Here is a 26024-nt window from a genome sequence, read left to right on the forward strand (position 1 = left end):
CCTGTACATTTTTTACAGACAGGCAGACGACCGCTCCGCCCCGTGGCCGTCATGCCCCGTGCGCACCGGGAGAAAGGCACCGCCATGATCCGTCCCACAGTCCGCCACGCCCCCTCCGCCCGCTACGTGCTGCCGGAGTTCACCGAGCGCACCGCGACGGGGACCCGCACGCTCGATCCGTACTCCAAGCTGCTGTCCGAGCGGATCGTCTTCCTCGGCAGCCCGATCGACGACACCGCCGCGAGCGACCTCATCGCCCAGCTGATGTATCTGGAACACGCCGATCCGGACCGGGCCGTGTCGCTCTACATCAATTCCCCCGGTGGCACGTTCCAGGCGATGGCCGCGGTCTACGACACGATGCGGTTCCTGACCTGTGAGGTGGAGACCTTCTGCCTGGGGCAGGCGGGCTCCTACGCCGCCGCCCTGCTGGCGGCCGGAGCGCCGGGCCGCCGACATGCGCTGCCCGGCGCGCGGGTAGTCATCCAGCAGCCCGCCATGGAGGAGCCGATGCGGGGCCAGCCGTCCGACCTGGAGATCCACGCACGCGAACTGGTGCGCACCCGCGAGATGTTCGCCGCCATGCTGGTCCGGCACACGGGCCGGACCGCTGAGCAGATCACCGCCGACATCGAGCGCGACACCATCCTCGACGCGAAGGCAGCCCTCGCCTACGGGCTGGTCGATCACGTCGTGGAGAACCGCTGACGCCCCCGCCCGCCCCACGCCGCGAGGTGAACCGCCGATGGAGCCACCCGAGTTCCCGCCCCTGCCCGCCCTGACCCGCGCCGAGGGCGAGTTCGTCGACTGCTATCTGGCCGTGCTGGACCAGCTGGGCCGGATCAATCCGGCCCGCGGCGGCGACACCTACAGCGCTCTGCGCGCCGCCCAGGCCCTGGCCTCCGGCGCGGCCGCGCTGCGCGACGCCCTGGCGCTGATGCACGAGCGCGGCGAGTCGCGCCTCCACGCGGCCACCCTGGCCCGGACCCTGCGGGTCCTGGACGGGGAGCGCCGGGCGGGCCGGGTGGCGATGCCGCCGGCCGCGAACTGACCGGAGCCGCGCGCCGGGTGCGCGGTACGGCAGCGAGCGGGACGCGGTACGGAAGGAGGCCGGGAGCGCCTTACGGGAGCGGAGCGGTCATCGTGCCGCACGACACGCCCGATCCGGTGACCGATTTTCCTCGCTCGTACGGCGTAGGCGTTCACTCCTGCGAGCGATGGCTCAACTTGCGTTCCGGGCCCGGCTCGTACTCGAAATATGCCCTTTCATCGCTGGTGCGGGGGTGTGCGCCGGGCTCGTCGGCGAGTGCGAAAGTGGCCTGTCCACTCGAATGGATCAGGCGTGAGGAGATTCACAAACCACCGTTTCAGCTCGGAAATCCGGCACGGAGTGCGTCAAGATCCCTGGGACGACAAGCCCCCGCCACCGCGGCGGGGCGGTCCGGGCGGACGCCGAGTCCTGCCGCCGCCCGGATGACTGGTCGACAGGAAGTGGATCGGCAGGAGTGGAGGACCCGAGCACAACGGGCCGACCGGGAGACCGGGAAGCCCTCGGGGTGAAGCCGCGACGCGGCCGGGCAACTTCGCCAGCCCGAACCCGACAGGTCATCCTTCACAGGCGGCTGACGAAGGGTTGCGCATGTCTGCGCAGGTTCATGTCCCGTCTCTGTTCGCCCGGGTCGGTACGGCCTCGGTGCTCACCCTGGCCGTGACGTCCACGATGCTGGCGCCCGGTCTGGTGAGCGACGCCGAAGCGGCCACCCACTCGACGAAGGCCCTGAAGGTCGCCGCGTCGAAGAAGGGGTCCCCCTACAAGTACGGCGCGGCCGGTCCCCACCGCTTCGACTGCTCGGGGCTGACGGTCTACTCGTTCAAGAAGGCGGGGAAGAAGCTTCCCCGCACGGCACAGCAGCAGTACAACAAGACCCGCCATATCGGGAAGTCGCAGCGCAAACGCGGCGACCTCGTCTTCTTCCATTCGGGGCGCAGCGTCTACCACGTGGGCATCTACGCCGGGAACGGCAAGATCTGGCACTCCCCCAAATCGGGAGACGTGGTGCGACTGGCGAAAATCTGGTCCAAGAGCGTCTGGTACGGACGGGTCCGCTGACCCACCTGCCGGACGCTCTTCCCTTGCGGGGCGTCCGACGCTCCCTCCGTGCGGGCCGTCCCGACGCTCCGGCCGGGCGGGACTCACGGGCGGCCCGCGGATCGCCGCGGGCCGCCCGGACCGCCGCCCACGGCTGCCGCCTCCGCTCAGCGCAGCAGCGGCCCGGTGACCAGGACCAGTCCCAGTCCGGTGAGCGCCACGCCGCTGCCACCCTCGATGGCGCGGGCGGTACGCGGGCGGCGCAGCCACCGGCCCAGCCGGTCCACGAGCAGGGCGACGGCCGGGAACCAGATCAGCGCCAGCACCACCACGACCGCCGCCAGCAGCAGCGTCCGGGGCAGCGGCGGCTGCCCATGGGGCACGAATTGCGGCAGCAGGCTGAGGAAGAGGACCGGCGCCTTCGGGTTGAGCGCGTTGGTCAGGAAGCCCTGGCGCAGCGCGCGTCCGACATTCCGAGGGGCGGGCCGCGCCGGTCCGTCCTCCGGCGTGTCCCTCCGGTCATGTCCGGCTCGGCGGCGCATCGCGTACAGCGAGCTGATCCCGAGGTGGAGCACGTACGCTCCGCCGAGCAACTGGACGGTGCGGAAGAGCACCGGCACGGTCACCAGCACGGCGGCGAGACCCGCGACCGCGAGCGCGGTGTGCACCAGCAGCCCGCCGACGACACCCAGCGCGGTGGCGAGACCGGCGGTGCGCGAGGCCAGGGCGTTGCGTACGACGACGGTGAAGTCGGCGCCGGGCAGCGCGACCATTCCGGCGGCGACCCCCGTGAAGGCGATCAGTTGTGCGTCCATGGATCCACCTTGGACCTGCGGAGCCTTTAGCGTGTACTTGCAATCTTCTGGGTCTGCCTAAAGGAACGCTTCATGTACGACCCGACGCGGCTCGCCGCGCTCGTCGCGGTCGCGGAGGCCGGATCGATCACCCGCGCCGCCGCCCGCCTGGGCTACACCGCCCCCGCCCTCTCCCAGCAGCTGGCCAAACTGGAGCGGGAGGCCGGGGCGGCGCTGCTCGTACGCCACCACCGCGGGGCCCGGCTGACGGCGGCGGGCGAACTGCTCGCGGGCCGGGCTCGACGGGTGCTGGACGAACTGGACCAGGCGCGGCACGAGCTGGCGCGGCTGGCCGGGCTGTCGGGCGGCCGCCTGCGGGTGGGGACGTTCACGACAGCCGGGATCCATCTGCTGCCGCCGGTCCTGAGCGCGTTCCGGCGGGCCCATCCCGACGTCGAACTGGCCGTCGCCGACCACGAGCCGCCCGGCGGGGTCGCCGCGGTGGCGGCGGGCGAGGTGGACCTCGCCCTGACCCACGCCTACGAGCCGGGAGGTGTCGCCCCTCCGCCGGCGGGTGTGGTCGTCGAACCCCTGCTGGTCGAGGAGCTGGTGCTGGTCACCTCGGCGGGCCACCGGCTCGCGGAGGGCACCGGGCGACTGCCGGTCGGGGAGCTGGCGGGACGGCCGCTGATCAGCAGCGCGCCCACGCATCCGCCCCGGCGCGGGGTCGAGAACGCACTCGCCGAGGCCGGGGCGACCCCGGCGGTGGTCTGCGAGTCGCCCGGATACGCCCTGGTGTGTGCGCTGGTCAGCGCGGGGCTCGGGGTGGCGGTGGTGCCGGAGATGGTCGCCGCGATGGCGCCGGCCCCGCTGTCGGTCCGGCGGCTGGAGCCCGCGTCGTTCCGCCGGACCATCTCGGTCGTGCACCGGGGCGAGAGGGCGAGTGCCGCGGCGGCGACCCTGCTCGCGCTGCTGCGCGGCGGTTTCGGCCGCGGGGGCGCGGCCACGGCGGGCTGAGCCTCAGCGGGGCCCGACCGGAACGGCCCACGGGAGAGCCAGCCAGACCGTCTTGCCGCCCTCGGCGGTCGGGGTGACCTGGAGCCGGCCGCCGTACTCCTTGGCGAGCGACCTGATGATGGCCATGCCCCGGCCGTTGTCCTGCCGTACGGCGGCGGGCAGTCGCTGGGGCCACCGGGGGTGACTGTCCGTGACGCCCAGGTACAGTTCCTCGTCCCGTTCGAGCCGCAGGTCCACGGTGAAGGTGGGCGACTGGCCGAAGGTGTGCTGCACCGCGTTGGTGGCCAGCTCCGAGACGATCAGGCGGACGGTGTCGGCGTACTCGGCGTCGTCGGGCAGGCCCCATGCGGTCAAGGTCCTGGCCACATGTCTGCGGGCCGCTGAGACCGAGGCCGGATCGCTCGGCAGCGTGACGGTTGCTTCCTGATGGTCTGCCATGGCGACGCCGTCCCTTTCCCGCTCCGGGCGACCGACGGCCGACCGGGATGGTGCTTCGCGCCAGCCTGCCATCGATGAAGCTTTCTGTAACGGCGTTCGGCCAAGCTATGCATATATCTGTCGCTCGAAGCGGTGAATTCGGAACCCGTGCGGTGTGTGCGGGCGGCACACTGACGTCTCTGCGGGCCGGTTGCGGTGACGATCCGGCCCTTCCGACCGAGAAGGAGACCGGCATGCTGCACGGCCCCGCCGTCCGGCGGCGCAAGCTCGGCGAGGAGCTGCGGAGTCTGCGTCACACCGCAGGGCTGACCAGCCGGGAGGCGGCGCGGCTGCTCGGCTGGCACCAGTCCAAGGTGAGCCGTGTCGAGACGGGCGCGAGCGGCGTGACGCCTTCCGACGTGGCGCGGCTGCTGGACGCCTACGCGGTGCGCGACCCCCGGTTGCGTTCACTGCTGGAGGTGCTCGCGGGGTCGGCGGGCGGCGGCGGTTCGGAGTGGTGGCATGCCTACCGGGGGCTGATCCCGCCGCAGTACCGCGACTTCATCAGTCTGGAGTCGCAGGCCAGTACGGTCCGGACGCTGGAGACGTCGGTGGTGCCGGGGCTGCTCCAGACCGCCGGGTACGCGCGCGCCGTGACCCGTGCCTCGCTGGGCGGTTTACCGGAGGAGCACCTCGACTCGCTGGTCGAGGTACGGCTGACCCGTCAGCGGGTACTGCGTACGAGCCCTCCACTGCGGTTCACCGCCGTGCTGGACGAGGCGGTGCTCCATCGCGAGGTGGGCGGTCCGGAGGTGATGCGGGACCAGGTGCAGCACCTCATGCAGATGTCTCAACTGCCGCATGTGTGCCTACAGTTGCTTCCCTTCTCGGCGGGCGCGTACATCGGGCTCACCGGCCCTTTCGTCATTTTCTCCTTTCCGAACATTTCCGATCTGGACGTGGTCGTCCTCGATCATTTGACGAGTAGCCTCTATCTGGAGCAGAAAGAAGACCTCGACGCGTACAGCTCGGCCTTCCGCACGCTGCAGGCGCACGCGCTGTCGCCGGAACGCTCGCTGGACCTCATCTCCGAGATCGGACGCAGTTAGGGGCCGCCATGTCAGACCGTCTCGCGCTGTCCGCCGCACCGCCGCCGCCCACCGCACCGCCCGCCCCGCGATGGCGGCGCAGCAGCCGCTCGACCGGCATGAACAACTGCGTGGAGACCGCGCTGCCGGGCGGAGGGACCCTCGCCGTACGCGATTCCAAGGACGTGGACCGCCCGCCGCTGCGCTTCTCGACGGCGGCGTGGAGCGCGTTCGTGGCCGGGCTCGGCACGAGGGTGGCCGAGCCGCGGCGCTTCAGCTGACCGGAGCGGCCGCCCGGCGGGGAGCGGTGGCGACGATCGTGGCCACGGCGGTCGTGATCTGCTCCTCGGTCAGATCGGCCCGCGCGGTGAGCCGCAGCCGGGAGATGCCGTCCGGTACCGACGGCGGGCGGAAGCAGCCGACCGCCATCCCGGCCGCGCGGCAGTCGGCCGCCCAGCGCACCGCCGCCTCCGCCGAGGGCGCGCGGACGGAGACGACGGCCGCGTCGGGCCGTACGGCCGTCAGCCCGGCGGCGGTGAGGCGCGTGTACAGCGCGGTGGCCACCTCCCGTGCGCGGGCCGCGCGTCGGGGCTCCCGGCGCAGCACCCCGAGCGCACCGAGCGCGCCGCCGGCCGCCGCCGGGGCGAGCCCGGTGTCGAAGATGAACGTACGGGCCGTGTTGACCAGGTGGTCGATGACCCGCGCGGGCCCCAGGACCGCGCCGCCCTGGCTGCCCAGGGACTTGGAGAGGGTGAGCGTGGCCACCACGCCGTCTCCCCCGGCCAGCCCGGTCGCCGCGAGCGCACCGCGACCGCCGTCGCCCAGGACGCCGAGCCCGTGGGCGTCGTCGACCAGCAGGGCGGCGTTCGCGGCGCGGCAGACCTCGGCCAGCGCGGGGAGCGGGGCGGCGTCTCCGTCGACGGAGAAGACCGAGTCGGTGACGGCGAGGGCCCGCCCGTCGTGCGCCCCGAGCGCCTTGGCGACCGCGTCCGGGTCGGCGTGGGGGACGACGGCGGTCTCGGCGCGCGAGAGCCGGCAGCCGTCCACGATCGAGGCGTGGTTGCCCGCGTCGGAGACGATGAGCGAACCGCGCCCGGACAGCGCGGTCAGCGCGGCGAGGTTGGCCGCGTATCCGGAGGAGAGCACGAGGGCCGCGTCGAAGCCGCAGAACGCGGCCAGTTCGCGTTCGAGTTCGGCGTGCAGGGCGGTGGAGCCGGTGACCAGCCGGGACCCGGTGGCCCCCGCTCCCCAGCGGTGGGCGGCGTCGGCCGCCGCCGCGGTGACCTCCGGGTGCCGGGTGAGGCCCAGGTAGTCGTTGCTCGCAAGGTCCAGCAGCTCCGGCACCGCGCCGCGCGGGCGCAGGGTGCGGACGAGCCCGGCGGCGGCCCGGCCGCGGGCCTCGGCGTCGATCCAGTCGAACGGGGCGGAGGACATGGGGCGGTCCCTTGGGTAGGCGGGCCTCGGCGGTGCGGCGGCGGGCGGACGGGCCGGGGTGGACGGTCCGTCCGCACGGTCCGGCGCGGACGGCACCACCTGCGCGTGATTCCGTGCGAGCGGGCCCGTGCGGACGGCCCGGTGCGAACGGGCCCGTTTGTAGGCAGCCCACAGACCCTAGCGGGGCATGCGGCAGGTCAGGGTGTGGCCATACACACACCCTCCCCCGGCTCTCCTGTCCGGTTCCTCCTTGGCTGGAGGCGGTGCCGTACGTCAGGATCAGCTTCCATGGACCTGCTGAACACGCTGGTGGACAAGGGGCTGCGGCGCGAACTGCCGACCCGCGAAGAAGCGCTCGCCGTGCTGGCGACCTCCGACGACGACCTGCTCGACGTGGTGGCCGCCGCCGGGAAGGTGCGCCGTCAGTGGTTCGGGCGACGCGTCAAACTCAACTACCTGGTCAACCTCAAGTCGGGTCTCTGCCCCGAGGACTGCTCGTACTGCTCGCAGCGGCTCGGTTCGAAGGCCGGCATCCTCAAGTACACCTGGCTGAAGCCGGAGGAGGCGTCCAGGGCCGCCGCCGCCGGGGTGGCGGGCGGCGCGAAGCGGGTCTGTCTGGTGGCGAGCGGACGCGGGCCCACCGACCGGGACGTCGATCGCGTCACCAGGACCATCGAGGCGATCAAGGAGGAGAACGAGGGCGTCGAGGTGTGCGCCTGCCTCGGCCTCCTCTCGGACGGACAGGCCGACCGGCTGCGTTCGGCGGGCGCCGACGCGTACAACCACAACCTCAACACGTCCGAGGAGACGTACGGGGCGATCACCACCACCCACACGTACGCGGACCGGGTGGAGACCGTGCAGCAGGCGCAGGCCGCCGGGCTGTCGGCGTGTTCCGGTCTGATCGCCGGGATGGGCGAGAGCGACAAGGACCTGGTCGACGTGGTCTACGCGCTGCGCGACCTGGACCCCGACTCGGTGCCGGTGAACTTCCTGATCCCGTTCGAGGGGACCCCGCTCGCCAAGGAGTGGAACCTCACCCCGCAGCGCTGCCTGCGCATCCTGGCGATGGTCCGCTTCGTCTGCCCCGATGTGGAGGTGCGGCTCGCGGGCGGCCGTGAGGTGCACCTGCGCTCGATGCAGCCGCTGGCACTCCACCTGGTCAACTCCATCTTCCTGGGCGACTACCTCACGAGCGAGGGCCAGGCCGGCCAGGCCGACCTGGACATGATCGCGGACGCCGGTTTCGAGGTGGAGGGCGCGGGCACGACGACGCTGCCGCGCCACCGGGCCGACGCCCTGAGCGGCTGCGGTACGTCGGCGGAGCGGGCGGGGTGCGGAACGCAGGGGTCCGCGGGCTGCGGTTCGCACCCGGACTCCGGGGCCGGCGGGGGCTGTGGTCCCTGCGGCGGCCACGGGGAGCCCGCGGTCGCCGAGAGCGGCGGTGCGGGGCAGGCCGTGCCGGGGGCGCGTGAGGGCACGGAGGACGCGCCGCGTACCGACGGCAACGGCGTGGCGCGTACGGACCTGGTGGCGGTGCGCCGGCGCGGCGCGGGGACGGATCTCGCCCCCAATGCCTGAGCCGTACGCCTCCGCGCTCCCCCGGTCCGCCACCCCGAAGCCCTACACCCCGGACGAGCTGCGGGCGCTGGACCGCGCCCATGTGTGGCACCCGTACGGTCCGATGCCGGGCCGCCAGGAGCCGCTGATCGTGGAGTCGGCCTCCGGCGTACGGCTCCGGCTCGCCGAACCCGTCGAGGGACGGCGCGAGTTGGTGGACGGCATGTCCTCCTGGTGGTCGGCGGTGCACGGCTACAACCACCCGGTCCTCAACGAGGCCGCACGCGGCCAGCTGGACCGCATGAGCCATGTGATGTTCGGCGGGCTCACCCATGAGCCCGCCGTGCGGCTGGCGGCCCGGCTGGTGGAGATCACGCCCGGACCGCTCCAGCACGTCTTCCTCGCCGACTCGGGGTCCGTCTCCGTCGAGGTCGCGGTCAAGATGTGTCTGCAGTTCTGGCGTTCGGCCGGGCGTCCGGCCAAGCGGCGGCTGCTGACCTGGCGCGGGGGCTACCACGGGGACACCTGGCAGCCGATGTCGGTGTGCGACCCGGAGGGCGGGATGCACGAGCTGTGGTCGGGCTCCCTGCCCCGACAGGTCTTCGCGGACGCCCCGCCGGACGGCTTCGACGCGGAACCGGACCCCGCGTACGCGGCCCATCTGCGCGAGCTGATCGCCGCGCACGCCGAGGAGTTGGCGGCGGTCGTCGTGGAGCCGGTGGTGCAGGGAGCCGGGGGGATGCGGTTCCACTCCCCCGCCTATCTGCGGGTGCTGCGCGAGGCGTGCGACGAGCACGACGTACTGCTGGTGCTGGACGAGATCGCAACCGGTTTCGGCCGTACCGGCAAGCTGTTCGCCGCCGGGCACGCCGGGATCTCGCCCGACGTCATGTGTGTCGGCAAGGCGTTGACCGGCGGCTATCTCACGATGGCGGCGACCCTGTGCACGACACGGGTGGCCGAGGGCATCTCCGGTGGCGAGGTGCCGGTGCTGGCGCACGGCCCGACGTTCATGGGCAATCCGCTCGCCGCCTCGGTGGCCTCGGCCTCCGTGGACCTGCTCCTCGGACAGGACTGGGAGGGCGAGGTGGCCCGGATCGGCGCGGGCCTGCGCGCCGGTCTCACGCCCGCCGCGGAGATCGCCGGTGTGGTGGACGTACGCGTTCTGGGGGCGATCGGGGTCGTCCAGCTCGACCACGAGGTGGACATGGCGGCGGCCACCCGCGCGGCCGTGCGCGAGGGCGTGTGGCTGCGGCCGTTCCGCGATCTCCTCTACACGATGCCGCCGTACGTCACGGGCGACGAGGACGTCGCGCGGATCTGCCGGGCCGTGTGCGCCGCGGCACGGGAGGGCTGAAGCGATATGTCGACGATTCTGGTGGTGTCCGGTACGGGCACGGAGATCGGCAAGACGGTGGTGACCGCCGCTGTGGCGGCCGCCGCGCGGGGCCGCCGGGTCGCGGTGCTCAAGCCCGCGCAGACCGGGCTGGCCCCCGGTGAGCCGGGTGACGCGGCCGAGGTCGCGCGCCTGGCCGGGGCCGAGGTGACGGCGGTCGAACTGGCCCGCTTCCCGGAGCCGTTGGCCCCGGCCACCGCCGCCCGACGGGCCGGGCTGAAGCCCGTGCGGCCCATCGAGGTGGCCGAGGCGGCGCAGAAGCTGGCCACCGAGCACGATCTCGTGCTGGTGGAGGGTGCGGGCGGGCTGCTCGTACGGTTCGACGACGAGGGCGGCACGCTCGCGGACGCGGCCCGGCTGCTGTCCGCCCCCGTGCTGGTGGTGGCCCCCGCGGGCCTGGGCACGTTGAACGCCACCGCGCTGACGGCGGAGGCGTTGCGGAACCGGGGCCTGGACTGCCGGGGCGTGGTGATCGGCAGCATGCCGGCGGAGCCGGACCTCGCGGCCCGGTGCAACGTCGAGGACCTGCCGGCGGCGGCCGGCGCACCCCTGCTGGGCGCGGTGCCGGCCGGTGCGGGCGCGCTGCCGGCGGCGGAGTTCGCGGCGCGCGCGCCGGAGTGGCTCGCTCCGGCGCTGGGCGGGACCTGGGCCCCGGCCCGGTACTGAGCGCGCGGTTTCCGGACCGGTCCTTCGAGGGTCGGCGGCCGGCGGTCCGGGGGAGAACGGACGAGGAGCCGCACGTCCACTCCTCACGGAGGTCCGTCATGCACCTGCGCAGCGGGAAGCTCCCGCGGGACGCCGTGCACCACCCGGTCTTCGCCCGCTTCCACGCCCGGTTCGGCGTGACCGCCGACTCAAGGCCGGCGTCGCCGCGTACCGCGAGGAGCTGCTGTCGGGGCTCTCCGGCCGGGTCATCGAGATCGGGGCGGGGAACGGGCTGAACTTCGCCCACTACCCCGGCGCCGTCTCCGAGGTCGTGGCGCTGGAGCCGGAACACTCGCTGCGGCAGCTCGCCGTCCGCGCCGCGCTGCGCGCCGAAGTGCCGGTGGATGTGGTGCCGGGCGTGGCGGAGGCGATCCCGGTGAAGAGCGAGGGCTTCGACGCCGCCGTCGCGTGCCTGGTGCTGTGCACCGTACGGGATCGGCCCCGGACGCTCGCCGAGATCAGGCGCGTCCTGCGGCCGGGCGGCGAACTGCGTTTCCTCGAACACGGATCGGCTCCGGGCCGGATGGCGGTCATGGTGCGGCGGGCGGCCGACCGGACCCTGTGGCCGCTGCTCTTCGGCGGCTGCCACACGGCACGGGACCCGCCGGCCGCGATCGAGGCGGCGGGCTTCGAGCTGGGCACGTACCGCGGACTGCGGATTCCGGAGACAGGCCCGCGACTGCCGTCGCCGCCGTGCGTGCCGGGGGTGGCCCGGAAGCCGTTCACGGAGGGGTGAACCGCCGGCCGGGACCGGCACTCCCTCCGGCCGGGGGGCGCACCGCCGCGGGCCCCGGGGTTACGGGCCGTCGACGGCCGGGGTTTCGCGCTCTCTCAGACGCTCCACTGCCGCAGTTCGTCGGCGATGGCCCGGACGTCCGCCTTGCCCTGTTTGACCAACAGGGCGAGATCGCGGACCTGCTCGGGCGAGGTGATGACCTTGAGCCCGGAGGCGACCAGATAGCCGTACGCGACGGCCGAGGCGAACATCGCGTTGGAGTGTTCGAGGGCGGGCACATGCAGCAGCAACTGCAACAGGGCGGCCGCCCGTGCGTGCGGATCGGTGTAGACGGCGCTGCCGAAGATCTCCGCGTCGTGCCGTGCGACGGCGGCGACGAGCGCACCCCAGTCCACGACCTGCGGGTCACCGGGCGTCTTGTGCTCGGCCACCATCAGCAGCCAGGAAAGGTCGATCCGGAGGTTCAACGGGTGCCTTCGCGCTCCGGGCCGAACTCCTCGGCGAACACCGACTCGTACTGCTTCATGAAATCGGCCGCGGCCTCGACGAACGTATGGCCCACCTCGCCCGCGTCCTGCTTGACGAGTTCCTCTATGTAGCGGTTCACGCTCACCCCCCTCTGCAGCGCGCGCTGCCGCGCCGCCTCGGCGGTGGCCTCGTCCACTCGAACGTTCAGCTGAGTCTTCGGCACGCTCCCACGCTAGCGCGGGCGCGCTAGCACCGGCAAGGGGGCGGACCGGGGCGAAGACACGCGTTCGCCGGACGACGGACCGCCTTCTTGGCATGGTGGATGGCTGGAGCACCTAGTTCGTTCTTCTCCTACGGAGGCATCTCATGACCAGGCCGTTCCGCTTCGGCGTCAACCTGATGGCCCCCACCGACGGGGCCGGGTGGCGGGCCCGCTGCCGCCAGGCGGAGCAACTCGGCTACGACGTGATCCTGGTCCCGGACCACCTGGACATGCCTGCTCCCTTCCCTTCCCTGGTCGCCGCGGCCGAGGCCACGGAGCGGCCCCGCGTCGGCACCTTCGTCCTGAACGCGGGGTTCTGGAACCCGACCCTCCTCGCCCGCGAGACGGCCGGTACCGACGCGCTCGCCTCGGGCCGTCTGGAGCTGGGCATCGGGGCCGGATACGTCCGCGCGGAACACGAGCGGGCGGCCATCCCGTTCCTGACGCCCGGTGGGCGCGTGGACCATCTGCGCCGCACGGTGGAGGAGCTGGACCGGGCGCTGCGCGACGAGGCGTACCTGCCCGCGCCCGCGCAGCGGCCCCGCGTCCCGCTGCTCATCGGCGGCAACGGAGACCGGGTGCTGCGGCTGGCCGCCGAGTACGCGGACACCGTGGCCTTCACGGGGGCGGCGGGCAACAAGGACGGGACGCTCTCGGCCCTGACCGCGGACCAGCTCGAAGCGCGGGTCGACGCCTACCGGGGCTTCTCCGCACGGCGGGAGAGCCCGGCGGAGCTGAACCTGCTGCTCCAGCTGGTCGCGGTCACCGACGACCGGCGGTCCGCCGTCCGGCCGCTCCTGGAGCACATGCCCCACCTGAGCGAGGACGAGGTGCTGGAGCTGCCGATCGTCGCGGTCGGCAGCGCGCGCCGGATCGCCGACCAGCTGCGGGAGCAGCGCGAGCGGTTCGGGTTCTCGTACCTGACCGTCCTCGAACCGGCGATGGAGGCCTTCGCGCCGGTGCTGGAGGAACTGGCGGGCACCTGACGACACCGGATCCGGGTGCCGGGCGGCGTCGGTCCGGGGCCGGGCGGGTTTCCGGGGGGCCGGGCCCGGACCGGCTCCGGGTGGCCGCATCGTGAAATGCGGTCGAGGCCGTGCCGGGGCGGGTGGTGGGATGACCGCCATGAACGATCTTTCGACAACCGTACGGTCCGCGACCGCCGCCGACCTGGACAAGATCCTCGCGTTCTGGAAGGTGGCCGCCGAAGGCGTCAGCATCAGCGACGACGACGGCGGGATCGCCCGCTTGGTGGAGCGGGACCCGGAGGCGTTGATCCTCGCCGAGCGGGACGGGGAGCTGGTCGGGACGGTGATCGCGGGCTTCGACGGCTGGCGGTGCCACCTCTACCGGCTCGCCGTCCATCCCGGCCGGCGGCGTGAGGGTGTGGCCGGCGCCCTCCTGGCGGCGGCGGAGGAGCGGTTCACCGCGCTGGGCGGGCGGCGCGCGGACGCCATGGTCCTCGACCGCAACGCCCTGGCCCACCACGCCTGGCGCGCGGCGGGCTACGGGCCCGAGCCGCAGTGGAGCCGCTGGGTGAAGCCTCTGGCGGGCCCGTGACCGTTGCCCGGCCCGGACGCGGTAGGCCGGGGTTTCGCCGGGCAGACGCCTACGATGACATGCCCCTCCGTCGCTTCCCCCGCCGAAAGGTGTGAACGTCCGCCCATGGGCGAGCCTCCCAGCAGCCGATTCCCCCGATGCCGCCGACACCGCGCGGCCCCCGCGCCTCTGCCCGATCATGGGACGGAGGTGAACCGATGATCGAAGTCCTTCTGCTGTTCATCGCCCTGCTGCTCTGCCTCGCCTGCGGCGCGTTCGTCGCGGCGGAGTTCTCGCTGACCACGGTGGAGCGCAGCGAGCTCGAACGGGCCGTCGAGCGGGGGGACCGGGGCGCTTCGAGCGCGCTCAAGGCCGTCCGCGGCCTCACCTTCCAGCTCTCGGGGGCCCAGCTCGGCATCACCGTCACCAACCTGGTGATCGGCATGCTCTCCGAACCGTCCATCGCCGCACTCATCCGGGGTCCGGTCGAGGCGGCGGGGCTGCCTCCGGCGGCGGCGTCCACCCTGGCGCTCGTCATCGGTACGGCGCTGTCCACGGTGGTCCTGATGGTCGTCGGCGAGCTGGTCCCGAAGAACTGGGCGATCTCCTCCCAGCTGGCCGTGGCCAAGGCGGTGGCCACTCCGCAGCGGGTGTTCACCGCGGTGTTCCGGCCCTTCATCAGCCACCTCAACAACACCGCCAACCGGATCGTGCGCCGCTTCGGCCTGGAGCCGACCGAGGAGCTGGCCTCCGCCCGCAGCCCGCAGGAGCTGGTGGCGCTGGCCCGGCACTCGGCGAAGGAGGGGGCGCTGGAGGCGGACACGGCGGAGCTGTTCGTCCGCACCCTGAACCTCTCGGAGCTGACCGCGGAGAACGTGATGACCCCGCGCGTCCAGGTGACCGCGCTGGAGGTGCACGCGACGGCCGAGGACGTCGCCAACGCCACCCGCGCGACCGGTCTGTCCCGCTTCCCCGTCTACCGGGGCAGCCTGGACACGGTGGTCGGCGTGGCCCACATCAAGGACGTCCTGGCGATCCCCGCCGACCGCCGCCCCCGTACCCGCGTCTCGGAGCTGCTGCGTGAGCCCCTGCTCGTACCGGAGACGCTCACCGTGGACAAGCTGCTGGACCGGTTGTCCGGCAAGCTCGCCATGGCCGTGGTGATCGACGAGTACGGCGGTACGGCCGGGGTCGCGACGCTGGAGGACATCGTGGAGGAAGTCGTCGGCGAGGTCCGCGACGAGCACGATCCGCACGAGACGCCCGACCTCGCCGCCGCCGGTGAGGACGCCGACGGCCGCGCCCTGTGGTCGGCCGACGGGGCGGCGCGCACCGATCAGCTCCGCCGGATCGGACTGCGGGTGCCGGACGGGCCCTACGAGACCCTGGCGGGGCTCATCGCCGCCGAGCTGGGCCGGATCCCCACGGTGGACGACAGCATCGAGCTGGAGGGGTGGCGGATCGACGTGGTGGACGCGTCGGGACGCCGTGCCGCGCGGGCCATGCTGCACGCCCCGCTGCCGGGGTCCGAGGACGGAACGGAGGACGAGCGGTGATCGTTCTCCAGCTCTTCATCGGCCTGCTCACGCTGGTCGCCAATGCCTTCTTCGTCGGCGCCGAGTTCGCCCTGATCTCGGTGCGCCGCAGTCAGATCGAGCCGGAGGCCGAGGCCGGAAACCGGCGGGCCCGCAGTGTCATCTGGGGCCTGGAACACGTCTCCGCGCTCCTCGCCGCCGCCCAGCTCGGCATCACCCTCTGCACCCTGGTGCTGGGCATCGTCGCCGAACCGGCCATCGCGCACCTGCTGGAGCCGGTCTTCGACGCGGTCGGGGTGCCGCACGGGCTGGTGCACCCGCTGTCGTTCGTCATCGCGCTGAGCGTGGCGACCTATCTGCACATGCTGCTCGGCGAGATGGTCCCGAAGAACATCGCCCTGGCCGAACCGGCGCGTTCCGCTCTGCTGCTGGGACCGCCACTGGTGGCCATGGCCCGTGCCCTGCGGCCCGTGATCTTCACCATCAACGCGTTCGCCAACGCCCTGCTCAAGCTGTTGCGGGTGGAGACGAAGGACGAGGTCTCCGCGACGTTCTCCGACGACGAACTGGCCCGGATGGTGCAGGACGCCGGTGACGCGGGACTGGTGGACGACCGCTCGGCGCAACGGCTCCACCACGCTCTGGAGCTGGGCCGCCGTCCGGTACGGGACGTGGTCATGCCGGTCGACCGGGTGCTGTACGCCCGGGTCGGCACGACCCCGGAGGAACTGGAGCGGCTGTCGTCCGAGTCCGGCTTCTCCCGCTTCCCCGTCATGGACGGCGAGCAGCGCATCCTCGGCTACCTCCACGTGAAGGACGCCCTGGACGCGACGCCCCGCGACCTCCCCTTCCCGGTCTCGGCGATGCGGCCGATCGCGCGGGTACGGGCGGCGACCCCGCTGGACGACGTGCTGACCGCACTGCGCCGCAGCCGGACCCATCTGGCGGCCGTGCTCGACGAGGACGGGCGGCTGGCCGGCATGGTCACGATGGAGGACGTCCTCCGCGAACTCGTCGGGCGACCGGGATCCCGCTGACGCCGTCCCCCACCCTTTCGGCCCGCTCCGGCACGGGCGGGCCGAAAGGGTGCGCGATAGGATCGCCGGGCCATGGAATCGAATGCCTCCTACAGCAGTCTCGTCGCGGTCGGCGACTCGTTCACCGAGGGCATGTCGGACCTGCTGCCCGACGGCTCGTACCGGGGCTGGGCCGATGTTCTCGCCTCCCGGCTGGCGGCCCGCTCCCCCGGTTTCCGGTACGCGAATCTCGCCGTACGCGGAAAGCTCATCGGCCAGATCGTGGACGAGCAGGTGGAGCCGGCGGCCGCCCTCCGGCCCGATGTCGTCACGCTCGTCGGTGGGCTCAACGACACCCTGCGCCCGAAGTGCGACATGGGGATGGTCCGGGGGCGGCTGGAGGAGGCCGTGGAGCGTCTCGCACCCTCCTGCGAGCAGCTGGTGCTGATGCGCAGCCCCGGCCGCAGCGGGCCGGTGTTCGACCGGTTCCGTCCCCGGATCGAGGCGCTGTTCGCCCTGATCGACGATCTGGCCGGGCAGCACGGGGCCGTCGTGGTGGACCTCTACTCGGCGCCCTCGCTCGCCGACCCCCGGATGTGGGACGTCGACCGGCTGCACCTCACCGGCGAAGGGCACCGGCGCGTCGCCGAGGCCGTCTGGCAGGCCCTGGGGCTGCCCGCCGAGCTGGACTGGCGTGCGCGGATGCCCGCGACCGCGCCGCCGCGCTGGGCGGCCCGGCGCACCGAGGACATCCGCTTCGCGCGGCGGCACCTGGCCCCCTGGATCGGGCGGCGGCTCACCGGCCGTTCCTCCGGCGACGGACGCCGGGGCGCGCAGTTCGACGCCGCGACGGGCCGGGCCTTCTGGATCACCCCCGCGGACGCGGAGAATCCGGGTCCGGTGACGGGATGGCGGCGTGCCGTGACGCCCGACGCCGCGATGGGCACCGCGGAGACCGGCTGACGCGGGGGCACCGCGGCGACGGACTGGCCGAGGTGTGCAGGTCAGAGCTCGTCCCCGGCTCCTCGCCCGATGCCTTCGTAGCAAACCACGAACCGGGGTGCGGCGTCGGCCTGCACGAACCGCCAGTAGAATCCGTCTACGTGAACGCCGTGTCTGCGAAGCCTCGCATCCCCAATGTCCTGGCCGGCCGCTACGCCTCCGCGGAGCTGGCCGTCCTCTGGTCCCCCGAGCAGAAGGTGAAGCTGGAGCGTCAGCTGTGGCTGGCGGTGCTGCGCGCTCAGAAGGACCTCGGGATCGAGGTGCCCGACGGGGCGCCGGCCGACTACGAGCGCGTGCTCGACCAGGTGGACCTGGCCTCCATCGCCGAGCGCGAGAAGATCACCCGGCACGACGTGAAGGCCCGGATCGAGGAGTTCAACGCCCTCGCCGGCCATGAGCAGGTCCACAAGGGCATGACCTCACGGGACCTGACGGAGAACGTCGAGCAGCTGCAGATCCGCCTCTCGCTGGAGCTGATGCGCGACCGCACGGTCGCCGTGCTCGCCCGGCTCGGCAAGCTCGCCGCGGAGTACCGCGAGCTGGTGATCGCCGGACGCTCGCACAACGTCGCCGCGCAGGCCACGACGCTGGGCAAGCGGTTCGCGACCGCGGCCGACGAACTGCTGGTCGCCTACGGCCGCCTGGAGGACCTGCTCTCGCGCTACCCGCTGCGCGGGATCAAGGGCCCGGTCGGCACGGCGCAGGACATGCTGGACCTGCTGGGCGGCGACGCGGACAAGCTCGCCGACCTGGAGCAGCGCATCGCCGCCCACCTCGGCTTCTCCGAGGCCTTCACCTCGGTCGGCCAGGTCTACCCCCGGTCGCTCGACTACGACGTGGTCACCGCCCTGGTGCAGCTCGCCGCGGCTCCCTCCTCGGTGGCCAAGACCATCCGGCTGATGGCCGGCCACGAGCTGGTGACCGAGGGCTTCAAGCCCGGCCAGGTCGGCTCGTCCGCGATGCCGCACAAGATGAACACGCGCTCCTGCGAGCGGGTGAACGGCCTGATGGTGATCCTGCGCGGCTACGCCTCGATGACGGGCGAGCTGGCGGGCGACCAGTGGAACGAGGGCGACGTGTCCTGCTCCGTGGTCCGCCGGGTGGCGCTCCCGGACGCGTTCTTCGCCTTCGACGGCCTGCTGGAGACCTTCCTGACGGTGCTGGACGAGTTCGGCGCGTTCCCCGCCGTCGTGGCGCGCGAGCTGGACCGTTACCTCCCGTTCCTGGCGACCACCAAGGTCCTGATGGGCGCGGTGCGGGCCGGAGTGGGCCGCGAGGTCGCGCACGAGGCGATCAAGGAGAACGCGGTCGCCTCCGCCCTCGCGATGCGGGAGCAGGGCGCCGAGCGGAACGAGCTGCTGGACAGGCTCGCCGCGGACGAGCGGATTCCGCTGGACCGGGCGCAGTTGGACGAGCTGATGGCCGACAAGCTCTCGTTCACGGGTGCGGCCGGCGACCAGGTGACCTCGCTGATCGCCCGGATCGAGAAGATCGCCGAGCAGCACCCGGAGGCCGCGGGCTACGCTCCCGGCTCGATCCTCTGACCGGCACCGCCCGCGACGCCTGAGCCCCGAGGCAGCATGACGCCCGAAGAGCTGAGCGCCGCCCGCGGCCGCATCGTCCCCGATGTGGTCGCGGGCGGTCTGCGCGTGCTCTTCTGCGGCATCAACCCGAGCCTGACGACCGCCGTGACGGGCCATCACTTCGCCCACCCCGGAAACCGGTTCTGGCCGGTCCTGCACCGCTCGGGTTTCACGCCACGGCAGCTGCGGCCGTCGGAGCAGGCCGAGCTGCCCGGCCTCGGTATCGGCATCACCAACGTCGTGGCGCGGGCCACGGCCCGCGCCGACGAACTGGACGCGGAGGAGTTCCGCCAGGGTGGAGTCGCCCTGACGGCGAAGGTCGAACGGCTCGCGCCGCAGTGGCTCGCGGTGGTCGGCATCACCGCCTACCGCGCTGCGTTCGGAGAGCCACGGGCCCGGATCGGCCCCCGGGACCGCACGGTCGGCGGTGCCCGCGTGTGGGCGCTCCCCAACCCCAGCGGCCTCAACGCCCACTGGACGGTCGCGGCCATGGCCGAGGAGTACGGCCGCCTCCGGAACGCCGTACTCGACGACCCCGCGCCCGCCCCCTCCCCCGCCGGCCCGCGCACCGGCGACCCGGACCGCACCGGCTGAGCCCTTGGCCGGCCCCGTGCACCTCACCCGGTCGGGTCCGGGTGCTCCGAAGCGCCCCAGGTTGCGGCTCCATACCGGCTTTGATCGCTGGATCGCAGGGCACACGGCCAGCGAGTACGATCCGGCAGACATGCGCACGAGCTGGGAGGACATACCGTGGGTCGGCTGACCGGTGGGGACCCGTCCCTGTTGCGGCGGATCAATTCCGCGGTGGTGCTGCACGCTCTCCGGGAGGCCGGCGCGCCGACGCTGACGGACCTCACGCGGATCACCGGGCTGTCGCGGCCGACGGTCGAAGGGGTCATCGAGGGGTTGTTCGAAGCGGGTCTCGTGGTCGAGGCCGCGGCCGACGAGAGCGAGGCACGGCGTCAGGGACGCCCTGCCCGGAGGTTCCGCTTCCGGTCCGAGGCGGGGCATCTCCTCGGGGTGGAGATCGGCCCCCACCGGGTGTCGGCGCTCATCTCGGGGCTCGACGGGCGGATCGTCGGGGCCGCCTCCCGGCTGGTGTCGGAGACGGCGGGCGCGGACGACCGGCTCGACCAGGTACGGGCCGTCGTCGCGGACGTGCTGCGCCGCACCGGGGTGGCCCGGAGCAGTCTGCGCGCGGTCGGTGTCGGCAGCCCCGGCATCGTGGAGGCCGACGGCACCGTACGGCTGGGCACGGCGCTGCCGGACTGGACCGGCCTCGCGCTCGGGGAGCGGCTGCGCCGTTCGTTCCGCTGCCCCGTACTCGTGGAGAACGACGCCAACGCGGCCGCCGTGGCGGAGCACTGGAAGGGTGCGGCCACCGGGACCGACGACGTGGTCTTCGTGCTGGCGGGGCTGAGCCCCGGCGCGGGGTCCCTGATCGGCGGGCGGCTGCACCGGGGGTTCGGCGGGGCCGCCGGGGAGATCGGCGCTCTGCACCTGCTGGGCCGGGAGGTGACGCCGGAGCATCTGCTGTCGACGACGGACACACCGCTGCACCCGCTGGACGAGCAGGCCGTGGCCGCGGTGTTCGCCGAGGCCAAGCAGGGTGACGCGGGAGCCCGGGCGGCGGTCGACCGGTTCCTCCAGCGGCTGGTGCACGATGTGGCGGCGCTGGTGCTGGCGCTCGACCCGGAGCTGGTCGTGGTCGGCGGCTGGGCCGCCGGGCTGGACGGGGTGCTGGAGCCCCTCCGCAGGGAGCTGGCCCGCTACTGCCTGCGCCCGCCCCGCGTGACGCTGTCGCTGCTCGGGGAGGCCGCCGTGGCGACGGGTGCGCTGCGGCTCGCCCTCGACCACGTCGAGGAGGAACTGTTCGCCGTCGAGGGGGCCGTGACCGCCCGCCGTTGAGCGGCCGTACCCGGTCGAGCACGGGAGCCACGCGGGGCGGAACGCGCACGCCCACCGCTGTTCGACGGCCGGAGTCGTCGGTGGGCGGCGGGCGTGCGGGGCCGGGTGGGCCGGTGCGTCAGGAAGCCTGGCGCTCGGGCTGCTCGTCGTGGCTGATCTCCAGCGCGCCGGAGTCCCCGAAGGTGAGCCGGCAGGTGTCCGCGCGGTAGGTGGCGACGGAGACGGCCGCCGTCCCGTCCGCGGTGAGGTAGCGCGTGGTGACGACGAGGACGGGGGCGCCGGGGAGCCGGTCCAGCTCCTTGGCGTCGTCCGCCCGCGCGGAGCCGAGTTCCACGGAGCGGTCCTGGCCCCGCAGGCCGAGCCGGTGCAGCTCGCGCAGCACGCTCCGGGCCCGCACCGGGCCGGTCGGGGCCTCGATGGCGGAGAGGTCGGGCACGGAGGAGGCGGGGATGTAGAGCAGCTCCGCCGCGACCACCTGGCCCTGGGTCTCACGGATGCGGCGCACCACGTGCACCGGTTCGGCGGGGTCCGTCCCGAGCATCACCGCGACCGCCGCCGGGGCCTTGGCCATGGTGCTGTCGACGGGCTGCCAGGCCTCGCCGCCGACGCCGCCGACCCACTCGCGCTGGGCGGTGGAGACGGCGACGCCCACGCGCGGCGGGGCGACGGTCGTCCCGACGCCGCGGCGGCGCTGCAGCCTGCCTTCCAGTTCGAGCTGCTCCAGGGCCTGCCGGAGCGTGGCGCGCGCGACACCGAACCGAGCGGCGAGGTCCCGCTCGTTGGGCAGGATCTCCCCCACCGCAAAGTCCGAGTCGAGTGCCTCACTGAGCACGGTCTTGAGGTGCCAGTACTTCGGCTCCTGTACCGATTCCAGCTGCGTGGTCCCCACCCTGTCCTCCGCAATCGCCCAGCGTCTTTTCCGCGACGTTATTTATTAAAGGTTCCTGCCTTAAGTGGAGACCCTAGGACGGCATACCCCCTTGGTCAAGACCAATACTTATTCCGTAACGGAACGAAACGGAACTCTGGCGCAGAGCGTTCACACGACGTTCGCGCCGCCGTGAGGCGGAAGCAGCACGGAGCCCCGGCGCCACGGTGGACGACGGGGCTCCGACCAGGGACTCGGCGACCTGCGGGGGCCGTGAGGGCGCGGGGAGGCCGACGGTTATCCGATGGGCAATCCGGCAAGCTTGTCCGGATTGCGAATGATATAGGCGCATTGAATGACACCTTGGCCGACTTCGATCTGAAAAACGGCGTCGGGCTTGCCTCCGACGAGGTAGACCACGGCGGGCCCGCCGTTGAGCTCCACGATGCGGATCTCCCCGCCGGGGCCGAGTTCCCCCATCACCGCGAAGAGGAAGCGGCCCACCTTGTCGGCGGTCTCGATGATCCGCCGCGGGGCCTTCGCCTTGCCGCCGCTGTCACTGACGAGCCGGACGTCCGGCGCCAGCAGTTCGAGCAGCGGCCCGATGGCGCCTCCGGAGGCGGCGGCCAGGAAGCGTTCGGTCAGGTCGCGCCGCTCGGCGGGGTCCACGTCGTAGCGCGGCCTGCGCTCCTCCACATGCCGCCGCGCCCGGCCGCCGAGCTGCCGGACGGCCGCTTCGGTGCGGTCCAGGGCGGCGGCGATCTCGGAGTACGGGAATCCGAACGCCTCCCGGAGCACGAACACCGCGCGCTCCAGCGGGGAGAGCGATTCGAGGACGACCAGGACGGCGAACGAGACGGAGTCGGCGAGGACGGCGCGTTCCGCGGTGTCGGGCACGGCGGGGCCGAAGTCCGTGACCAGCGGCTCCGGCAGCCAGGGCCCTGGGTACGACTCCCGGCGCGACGCGAGGTGCCGGAGCCGGTCGAGGGCCAGCCGGGTGGTGATCCGCACCAGGTACGCCCGCGGCTCCCGGACGTCCTCACGGGCCGCCGCCGACCACCTCAGCCACGCCTCCTGGACCACGTCCTCGGCGTCGGCGACCCGGCCCAGCATGCGGTAGGCGACCCCGGTGAGAACAGGACGGTGTTCCTCGAAGAGCTCGGTCGCGGCGTCGGCGGTCATCGCTCCATCCCAGCCCACGCGCCCCACGCTGTCCAGCCGGTATCGCCCTGCCTCTTGAACTCCGCGCTACCCGGCGGTAATTCTTGTTGACAAGATGTCTACCCACCCCAGGGAGCAGCACCATGACGACCACGGTCTCCTTCACCGCCGCGACGGCCGTCGGCCCCCGCGAGGTCTCGGTCGCGTACGAACGGACCGGCTCCGGTGAACCGCTGCTGCTCATCCACGGCATCGGGCACCACCTTCAGGCGTGGGACCCGGTCACCCGCATCCTGGCCGCCGACCGCGAGGTGATAGCCGTCGACCTGCCCGGCTTCGGCGCCTCCCCCGCCCTGCCGGACGGAGTCCCGTACGACCTCCCGACCGTCGCCTCGGTGCTCGGGGCGTTCTGCGCCGAACTCGGCCTGGACCGCCCCCATGTGGCGGGCAACTCGCTGGGCGGCCTGCTCGCGCTGGAGCTCGGCCGTACCGGAGTGGTGCGGTCGGTGACCGCGCTCTCCCCGGCGGGCTTCTGGAACGAGCCCGAGCGCCGCTATGCCTTCGGCACGCTGCGGGCGATGCGCCGGGCCGCGCTGGCGATGCCGCTGCCGGTGATCGAGCGCCTGTCGCGCAGCGCGGCCGGCCGGGCGGTTCTCACCAGCACCATCTACGCCCGGCCCGGCAGGCGTTCACCGGAGGCCGTCGTCGCCGAGACGCTCGCCCTGCGCGAGGCGACCGGCTTCCACGCCACCATGGCGGCCGGCCGGGGCGTGTCCTTCGACCTCGGCGTGAAGGGCGTCCCCGTCACCGTCGCCTGGGGCACCGGCGACCGCATCCTGCTGCGCAGGCAGGGGATCCGCGCCAAGCGGGCGCTGCCCGACGCCCGGCTCGTCCGGCTGCCCGGCTGCGGACACGTCCCGATGAACGACGACCCGGCGCTGGTGTCCCGCGTCATCCTGGACACCAGCCGCTGACCCGAGCCGCCGGGAGGACCGGCCGGAGCGCGGGTTTCCGGGGGTCGGCCTGCGGCCGAGGACACCGGAACCGTACGCCACCCCGGCGCCGACCAGAAGGCTTCCCGCGCCCTGGGCGAGGCCGTACGTCCCGGCCCCGACCAGGGGTGCGGTGAGGGCTGCGGAGACCGGGATCAAGCCGGAGAAGAGCGTGGCGCGCTCCGCCCCGACGCGCTGGATGCCGCTGTACCAGCAGACGAATCCGATCACGGTGACGACGGCGGCCTGCCACAGCAGCGCCGCCGCCTCACCTCCGGTCGGGACCCGCAGGAATGAGCCGCCGTCCATCAGCAGACCGAGGAGCGCCGACTCGGCGGCGGCCACGCCGCACACCGTCGCGGAGAGCAGTTTCGGGCCGAGCGGGCGCAGCACGGGGACGGCGAGGACCGCGAAGCCGACCTCGCCGGCGAGCGCGCCGACCGAGAACAGCACGCCCGCCGGGTCGGTACGGCCCCAGCCCTGGACGGTGAACGCCCCGGCGGCGACGAGGCCGGCCGCGTACAGCGTGACGCGGGACGGGCGACGGCGTTCCAGCAGCGGGACGAGCACACCGACCACGATCGGCGCACAGCCGACGAACACCCCTGGAACGGCAGGCTCCGCCGACCGCTCGGCGGCCAGGACCGCCAGGTTGAACCCGACCATGCCCACGGCGGCGAGCAGCGCGATCCGCCCCCGCTGACGGCGGGTGAGGCGCCGGAGCCGCTCGACGGCGGGGTCGGCGGCGCCCCGCAGCAGCGGGACGAGCAGGAGTGCGGCGAGACCGTAGCGGAGGGCCTGGCCGCCCGCGAACGGGTAGTCGCCGAGGACGCTGTTGGCGGTGAAGGATGCCCCCACCAGCACGCACGCGAAGGCCGCGAGGAGAGCCCCGCGCAGAGAGGTTGCGTTCATGGGGCCGACGCTAGGGTCGCCCGCGGACCGGTTTAAGGTCCACTTCCATGACGTCTTCGGGGACCAATCCGCCGCGCCCACCGGCGGAACGTCTCTCTCCGGCCTGGGAGTTGCTGCTCCCCGCCGCTGCCGCACCGGCGCGCGGGCGGGGGCGGGCGCTCAGGGCCGCGCTCCGGGACGCGGTCCGCTCCGGCCGCCTGGCGGCCGGCACCCGACTGCCCGCCAGCCGTGAACTCGCCGCCGATCTGGGGGTGTCGCGCGGGCTGGTCACCGAGGCGTACGAGCAGCTGACCGCCGAGGGGTACCTGCGCAGCGGGCGCGGGGCGGGCACCTGGGTGAGCGAGGGGGTACGCGCGGCGGAGCGGCCCGTGCGCGACCGTGCGCCGCGCACGGCGGGCGCGCGGTACGACTTCCGGCCCGGCACCCCCGACCTGTCCCTCTTCCCGCGCGGCGCGTGGAACGCCGCGCAGCGGTCGGTGCTCGGCCGCATGCCGCACGGAGCGCTGGGCTACCCCGACCCGCGCGGACTGCCGGAGCTGCGCGAAGCGCTGGCAGATCTGCTCGCCCGGCGTCGGGGCGTGGTGGCCGATCCGGAGCGTGTGGTGGTCTGCTCGGGGGTGGCGCAGGCGACGACGCTGCTCGGCTTCGTGCTCCGGGACGAGGGCGTGGTCGCGGTCGGGGTGGAGGATCCGGGCAGCCCGGAGCATGCGGCGCTGTTCGCGGCGACCGGTCTGGACGCGGTCCCGCTCCCCCTCGACGACGAGGGTCTCGCCCTCGCACCCCTGGAGCGCTCCGGCGTGGGGGCGGTGGTGACCACGCCCGCGCACCAGTTCCCCACCGGAATCGGCTACTCCGCGCGGCGTCGCGGTGAGCTGCTGGACTGGGCGCGGCGGGCGGACGCCGTGATCATGGAGGACGACTACGACGGGGACTTCCGGTACGACCGGGAACCGGTGGGAGCCCTCCAGGGGCTGGATCCCGAGCGGGTCGTGTACACCGGTTCGGTGAGCAAGTCGCTGGCACCCGGTCTGCGGCTCGGCTGGCTGGTCGCCCCTGCCGCGCTCACCGAGCGCGTCGTCGCCCGCAAACGGACCATGGACCTCGGCAACCCGGTGCTCGACCAGGCGGTTCTGGCCGATCTCGTCGCGCGCGGCGGCTACGACCGGCAGTTGCGGCGCTGTCAGCGGGCCTACCGGGAGCGTCGGGACGCGATGGTGGCCGCGCTCGACGAGCACTTCCCCGGCACAGCGGTCAGCGGTATCGCGGCGGGGCTGCACGTCATCGCCCGGCTGCCCGCGCGGTACGGCCCCGAAGACGTCTTCCTGGAGCGGGCGGCCTCGGCGGGCATCGCGCTGCGGCCGCTGCGCGACTGCGGAACGGCCGGCGCGGAGGACGGCACGCTGCCGCTCGTCCTGGGATACGCCCATCTCGCCCCCGCCGCCATCGCGCGGGGAGTCGCCGCGCTGGCGGCGGCGGTGCGCTCCGGCCGGTCCGGCCCCGGCCGGCCGGACGGGCCCTGACGACGGGCGCCGTTCACCCGAG

General features: G+C 73.3%; 26 protein-coding genes, 2 pseudogenes and 1 riboswitch. Of the genes and pseudogenes, 20 read left to right on the forward strand and 8 right to left on the reverse strand.

Annotated elements, in window-relative coordinates; all coding sequences use genetic code 11:
- Positions 1 to 84 precede the first annotated feature (84 nt).
- From QFZ71_RS02205 to QFZ71_RS02215, 3 genes are all read left to right on the forward strand, one after another.
- Positions 85 to 708 (forward strand): ATP-dependent Clp protease proteolytic subunit, encoded by a 624-nt coding sequence (locus tag QFZ71_RS02205; RefSeq protein WP_307666552.1) that lies wholly within the window; start codon positions 85 to 87, stop codon positions 706 to 708.
- A 37-nt stretch (positions 709 to 745) separates the two neighbouring features.
- Complete coding sequence (locus QFZ71_RS02210) at positions 746 to 1051, forward strand: hypothetical protein (RefSeq protein WP_307666553.1); 306 nt, start codon at positions 746 to 748, stop codon at positions 1049 to 1051.
- 418 nt (positions 1052 to 1469) lie between these two features.
- Positions 1470 to 1636: riboswitch (cyclic di-AMP (ydaO/yuaA leader) on the forward strand.
- A 3-nt stretch (positions 1637 to 1639) separates the two neighbouring features.
- On the forward strand, positions 1640 to 2110 hold the full coding sequence (locus tag QFZ71_RS02215) for a C40 family peptidase (RefSeq protein WP_307666554.1): 471 nt from the start codon (positions 1640 to 1642) through the stop codon (positions 2108 to 2110).
- 146 nt (positions 2111 to 2256) lie between these two features.
- Here QFZ71_RS02215 and QFZ71_RS02220 read toward each other — a convergent pair whose 3' ends face one another.
- Positions 2257 to 2904, reverse strand: a complete 648-nt coding sequence (locus QFZ71_RS02220) for a LysE family translocator (protein WP_307666555.1) — start codon at positions 2902 to 2904, stop codon at positions 2257 to 2259.
- A 72-nt stretch (positions 2905 to 2976) separates the two neighbouring features.
- On the opposite strand from QFZ71_RS02220, the gene QFZ71_RS02225 reads away from it, so the two are divergent.
- Complete coding sequence (locus tag QFZ71_RS02225; RefSeq protein ID WP_307666556.1) at positions 2977 to 3900, forward strand: LysR family transcriptional regulator; 924 nt, start codon at positions 2977 to 2979, stop codon at positions 3898 to 3900.
- Positions 3901 to 3903: 3 nt separating this feature from the next.
- Here QFZ71_RS02225 and QFZ71_RS02230 read toward each other — a convergent pair whose 3' ends face one another.
- Positions 3904 to 4338, reverse strand: coding sequence for an ATP-binding protein (locus QFZ71_RS02230; RefSeq protein ID WP_307666557.1), 435 nt, complete (start codon positions 4336 to 4338; stop codon positions 3904 to 3906).
- Between the two features lie 233 nt (positions 4339 to 4571).
- Here QFZ71_RS02230 and QFZ71_RS02235 point away from each other — a divergent pair, with 233 nt between their 5' ends.
- Complete coding sequence (locus QFZ71_RS02235; RefSeq protein WP_307666558.1) at positions 4572 to 5426, forward strand: helix-turn-helix transcriptional regulator; 855 nt, start codon at positions 4572 to 4574, stop codon at positions 5424 to 5426.
- An 8-nt stretch (positions 5427 to 5434) separates the two neighbouring features.
- Positions 5435 to 5686 (forward strand): DUF397 domain-containing protein, encoded by a 252-nt coding sequence (locus QFZ71_RS02240; RefSeq protein ID WP_307666559.1) that lies wholly within the window; start codon positions 5435 to 5437, stop codon positions 5684 to 5686.
- Here the strand turns inward: QFZ71_RS02240 and QFZ71_RS02245 are convergent.
- The gene (locus QFZ71_RS02245) at positions 5679 to 6839 is read right to left on the reverse strand and encodes an 8-amino-7-oxononanoate synthase (protein WP_307666560.1); all 1161 of its coding nucleotides are present in this window, start codon (positions 6837 to 6839) and stop codon (positions 5679 to 5681) included. The two genes, QFZ71_RS02240 and QFZ71_RS02245, sit on opposite strands and share 8 nt — an antisense overlap.
- A 288-nt stretch (positions 6840 to 7127) precedes the next feature.
- On the opposite strand from QFZ71_RS02245, the gene bioB reads away from it, so the two are divergent.
- The 4 genes and pseudogenes from bioB (at position 7128) to QFZ71_RS02265 (ending at position 11236) form a co-directional block, all read left to right on the forward strand.
- Entirely contained in the window at positions 7128 to 8420 is a 1293-nt protein-coding gene (gene bioB, locus QFZ71_RS02250; protein ID WP_307666561.1) for a biotin synthase BioB, read from the forward strand.
- Positions 8413 to 9756: an adenosylmethionine--8-amino-7-oxononanoate transaminase gene (locus QFZ71_RS02255; RefSeq protein ID WP_307666562.1), complete on the forward strand. Its 1344-nt coding sequence runs from the start codon at positions 8413 to 8415 to the stop codon at positions 9754 to 9756. Before bioB ends, QFZ71_RS02255 begins: the two co-directional genes overlap by 8 nt.
- A gap of 6 nt (positions 9757 to 9762) precedes the next feature.
- Positions 9763 to 10461, forward strand: coding sequence for a dethiobiotin synthase (gene bioD / locus QFZ71_RS02260; RefSeq protein ID WP_307666563.1), 699 nt, complete (start codon positions 9763 to 9765; stop codon positions 10459 to 10461).
- Positions 10462 to 10559: 98 nt separating this feature from the next.
- Positions 10560 to 11236 (forward strand): annotated as a pseudogene (locus QFZ71_RS02265) (class I SAM-dependent methyltransferase).
- Between the two features lie 95 nt (positions 11237 to 11331).
- Here the strand turns inward: QFZ71_RS02265 and QFZ71_RS02270 are convergent.
- Both QFZ71_RS02270 and QFZ71_RS02275 read right to left on the reverse strand, forming a co-directional pair.
- On the reverse strand, positions 11332 to 11703 hold the full coding sequence (locus tag QFZ71_RS02270; protein ID WP_030118829.1) for a hypothetical protein: 372 nt from the start codon (positions 11701 to 11703) through the stop codon (positions 11332 to 11334).
- On the reverse strand, positions 11700 to 11927 hold the full coding sequence (locus QFZ71_RS02275; RefSeq protein ID WP_307666564.1) for an antitoxin: 228 nt from the start codon (positions 11925 to 11927) through the stop codon (positions 11700 to 11702). Before QFZ71_RS02275 ends, QFZ71_RS02270 begins: the two co-directional genes overlap by 4 nt.
- Before the next feature lie 143 nt (positions 11928 to 12070).
- On the opposite strand from QFZ71_RS02275, the gene QFZ71_RS02280 reads away from it, so the two are divergent.
- From QFZ71_RS02280 to QFZ71_RS02315, 8 genes are all read left to right on the forward strand, one after another.
- The gene (locus QFZ71_RS02280; protein WP_307666565.1) at positions 12071 to 12952 is read left to right on the forward strand and encodes an LLM class F420-dependent oxidoreductase; all 882 of its coding nucleotides are present in this window, start codon (positions 12071 to 12073) and stop codon (positions 12950 to 12952) included.
- A 130-nt stretch (positions 12953 to 13082) separates the two neighbouring features.
- Positions 13083 to 13526: a GNAT family N-acetyltransferase gene (locus QFZ71_RS02285; protein ID WP_307666566.1), complete on the forward strand. Its 444-nt coding sequence runs from the start codon at positions 13083 to 13085 to the stop codon at positions 13524 to 13526.
- A 197-nt stretch (positions 13527 to 13723) separates the two neighbouring features.
- Positions 13724 to 15061, forward strand: coding sequence for a hemolysin family protein (locus QFZ71_RS02290; RefSeq protein WP_307666567.1), 1338 nt, complete (start codon positions 13724 to 13726; stop codon positions 15059 to 15061).
- Positions 15058 to 16077 carry a hemolysin family protein gene (locus QFZ71_RS02295; RefSeq protein ID WP_307666568.1) on the forward strand — a complete coding sequence of 340 codons (1020 nt, stop codon included), beginning with the start codon at positions 15058 to 15060 and terminating at the stop codon, positions 16075 to 16077. Before QFZ71_RS02290 ends, QFZ71_RS02295 begins: the two co-directional genes overlap by 4 nt.
- A gap of 72 nt (positions 16078 to 16149) precedes the next feature.
- Positions 16150 to 17019, forward strand: a complete 870-nt coding sequence (locus QFZ71_RS02300; protein ID WP_307666569.1) for an SGNH/GDSL hydrolase family protein — start codon at positions 16150 to 16152, stop codon at positions 17017 to 17019.
- A gap of 149 nt (positions 17020 to 17168) precedes the next feature.
- Positions 17169 to 18602: an adenylosuccinate lyase gene (purB, locus tag QFZ71_RS02305; RefSeq protein WP_373465072.1), complete on the forward strand. Its 1434-nt coding sequence runs from the start codon at positions 17169 to 17171 to the stop codon at positions 18600 to 18602.
- 36 nt (positions 18603 to 18638) lie between these two features.
- Positions 18639 to 19235: a G/U mismatch-specific DNA glycosylase gene (gene mug, locus QFZ71_RS02310; RefSeq protein WP_307666572.1), complete on the forward strand. Its 597-nt coding sequence runs from the start codon at positions 18639 to 18641 to the stop codon at positions 19233 to 19235.
- Between the two features lie 156 nt (positions 19236 to 19391).
- On the forward strand, positions 19392 to 20549 hold the full coding sequence (locus QFZ71_RS02315; RefSeq protein ID WP_307666573.1) for an ROK family transcriptional regulator: 1158 nt from the start codon (positions 19392 to 19394) through the stop codon (positions 20547 to 20549).
- A gap of 118 nt (positions 20550 to 20667) precedes the next feature.
- Here the strand turns inward: QFZ71_RS02315 and QFZ71_RS02320 are convergent, their stop codons facing one another.
- Complete coding sequence (locus tag QFZ71_RS02320) at positions 20668 to 21438, reverse strand: GntR family transcriptional regulator (RefSeq protein ID WP_307666574.1); 771 nt, start codon at positions 21436 to 21438, stop codon at positions 20668 to 20670.
- A gap of 276 nt (positions 21439 to 21714) precedes the next feature.
- Positions 21715 to 22599, reverse strand: a complete 885-nt coding sequence (gene sigJ / locus QFZ71_RS02325) for an RNA polymerase sigma factor SigJ (protein WP_307666575.1) — start codon at positions 22597 to 22599, stop codon at positions 21715 to 21717.
- A 122-nt stretch (positions 22600 to 22721) separates the two neighbouring features.
- Between sigJ and QFZ71_RS02330 the strand changes: the two genes are divergently transcribed.
- A complete protein-coding gene (locus QFZ71_RS02330) occupies positions 22722 to 23552 on the forward strand; it encodes an alpha/beta fold hydrolase (RefSeq protein ID WP_307666576.1) in 831 nt (276 codons plus the stop codon).
- Positions 23553 to 23639: 87 nt separating this feature from the next.
- Here the strand turns inward: QFZ71_RS02330 and QFZ71_RS02335 are convergent.
- Positions 23640 to 24482, reverse strand: a pseudogene (locus QFZ71_RS02335) (DMT family transporter); the annotation flags it as partial.
- Between the two features lie 47 nt (positions 24483 to 24529).
- Here QFZ71_RS02335 and QFZ71_RS02340 point away from each other — a divergent pair.
- Positions 24530 to 26002: a PLP-dependent aminotransferase family protein gene (locus QFZ71_RS02340; protein ID WP_307666577.1), complete on the forward strand. Its 1473-nt coding sequence runs from the start codon at positions 24530 to 24532 to the stop codon at positions 26000 to 26002.
- Positions 26003 to 26024 lie beyond the last annotated feature (22 nt).

The sequence above is a fragment of the Streptomyces sp. V2I9 genome (assembly GCF_030817475.1).
Classification (GTDB): domain Bacteria; phylum Actinomycetota; class Actinomycetes; order Streptomycetales; family Streptomycetaceae; genus Streptomyces.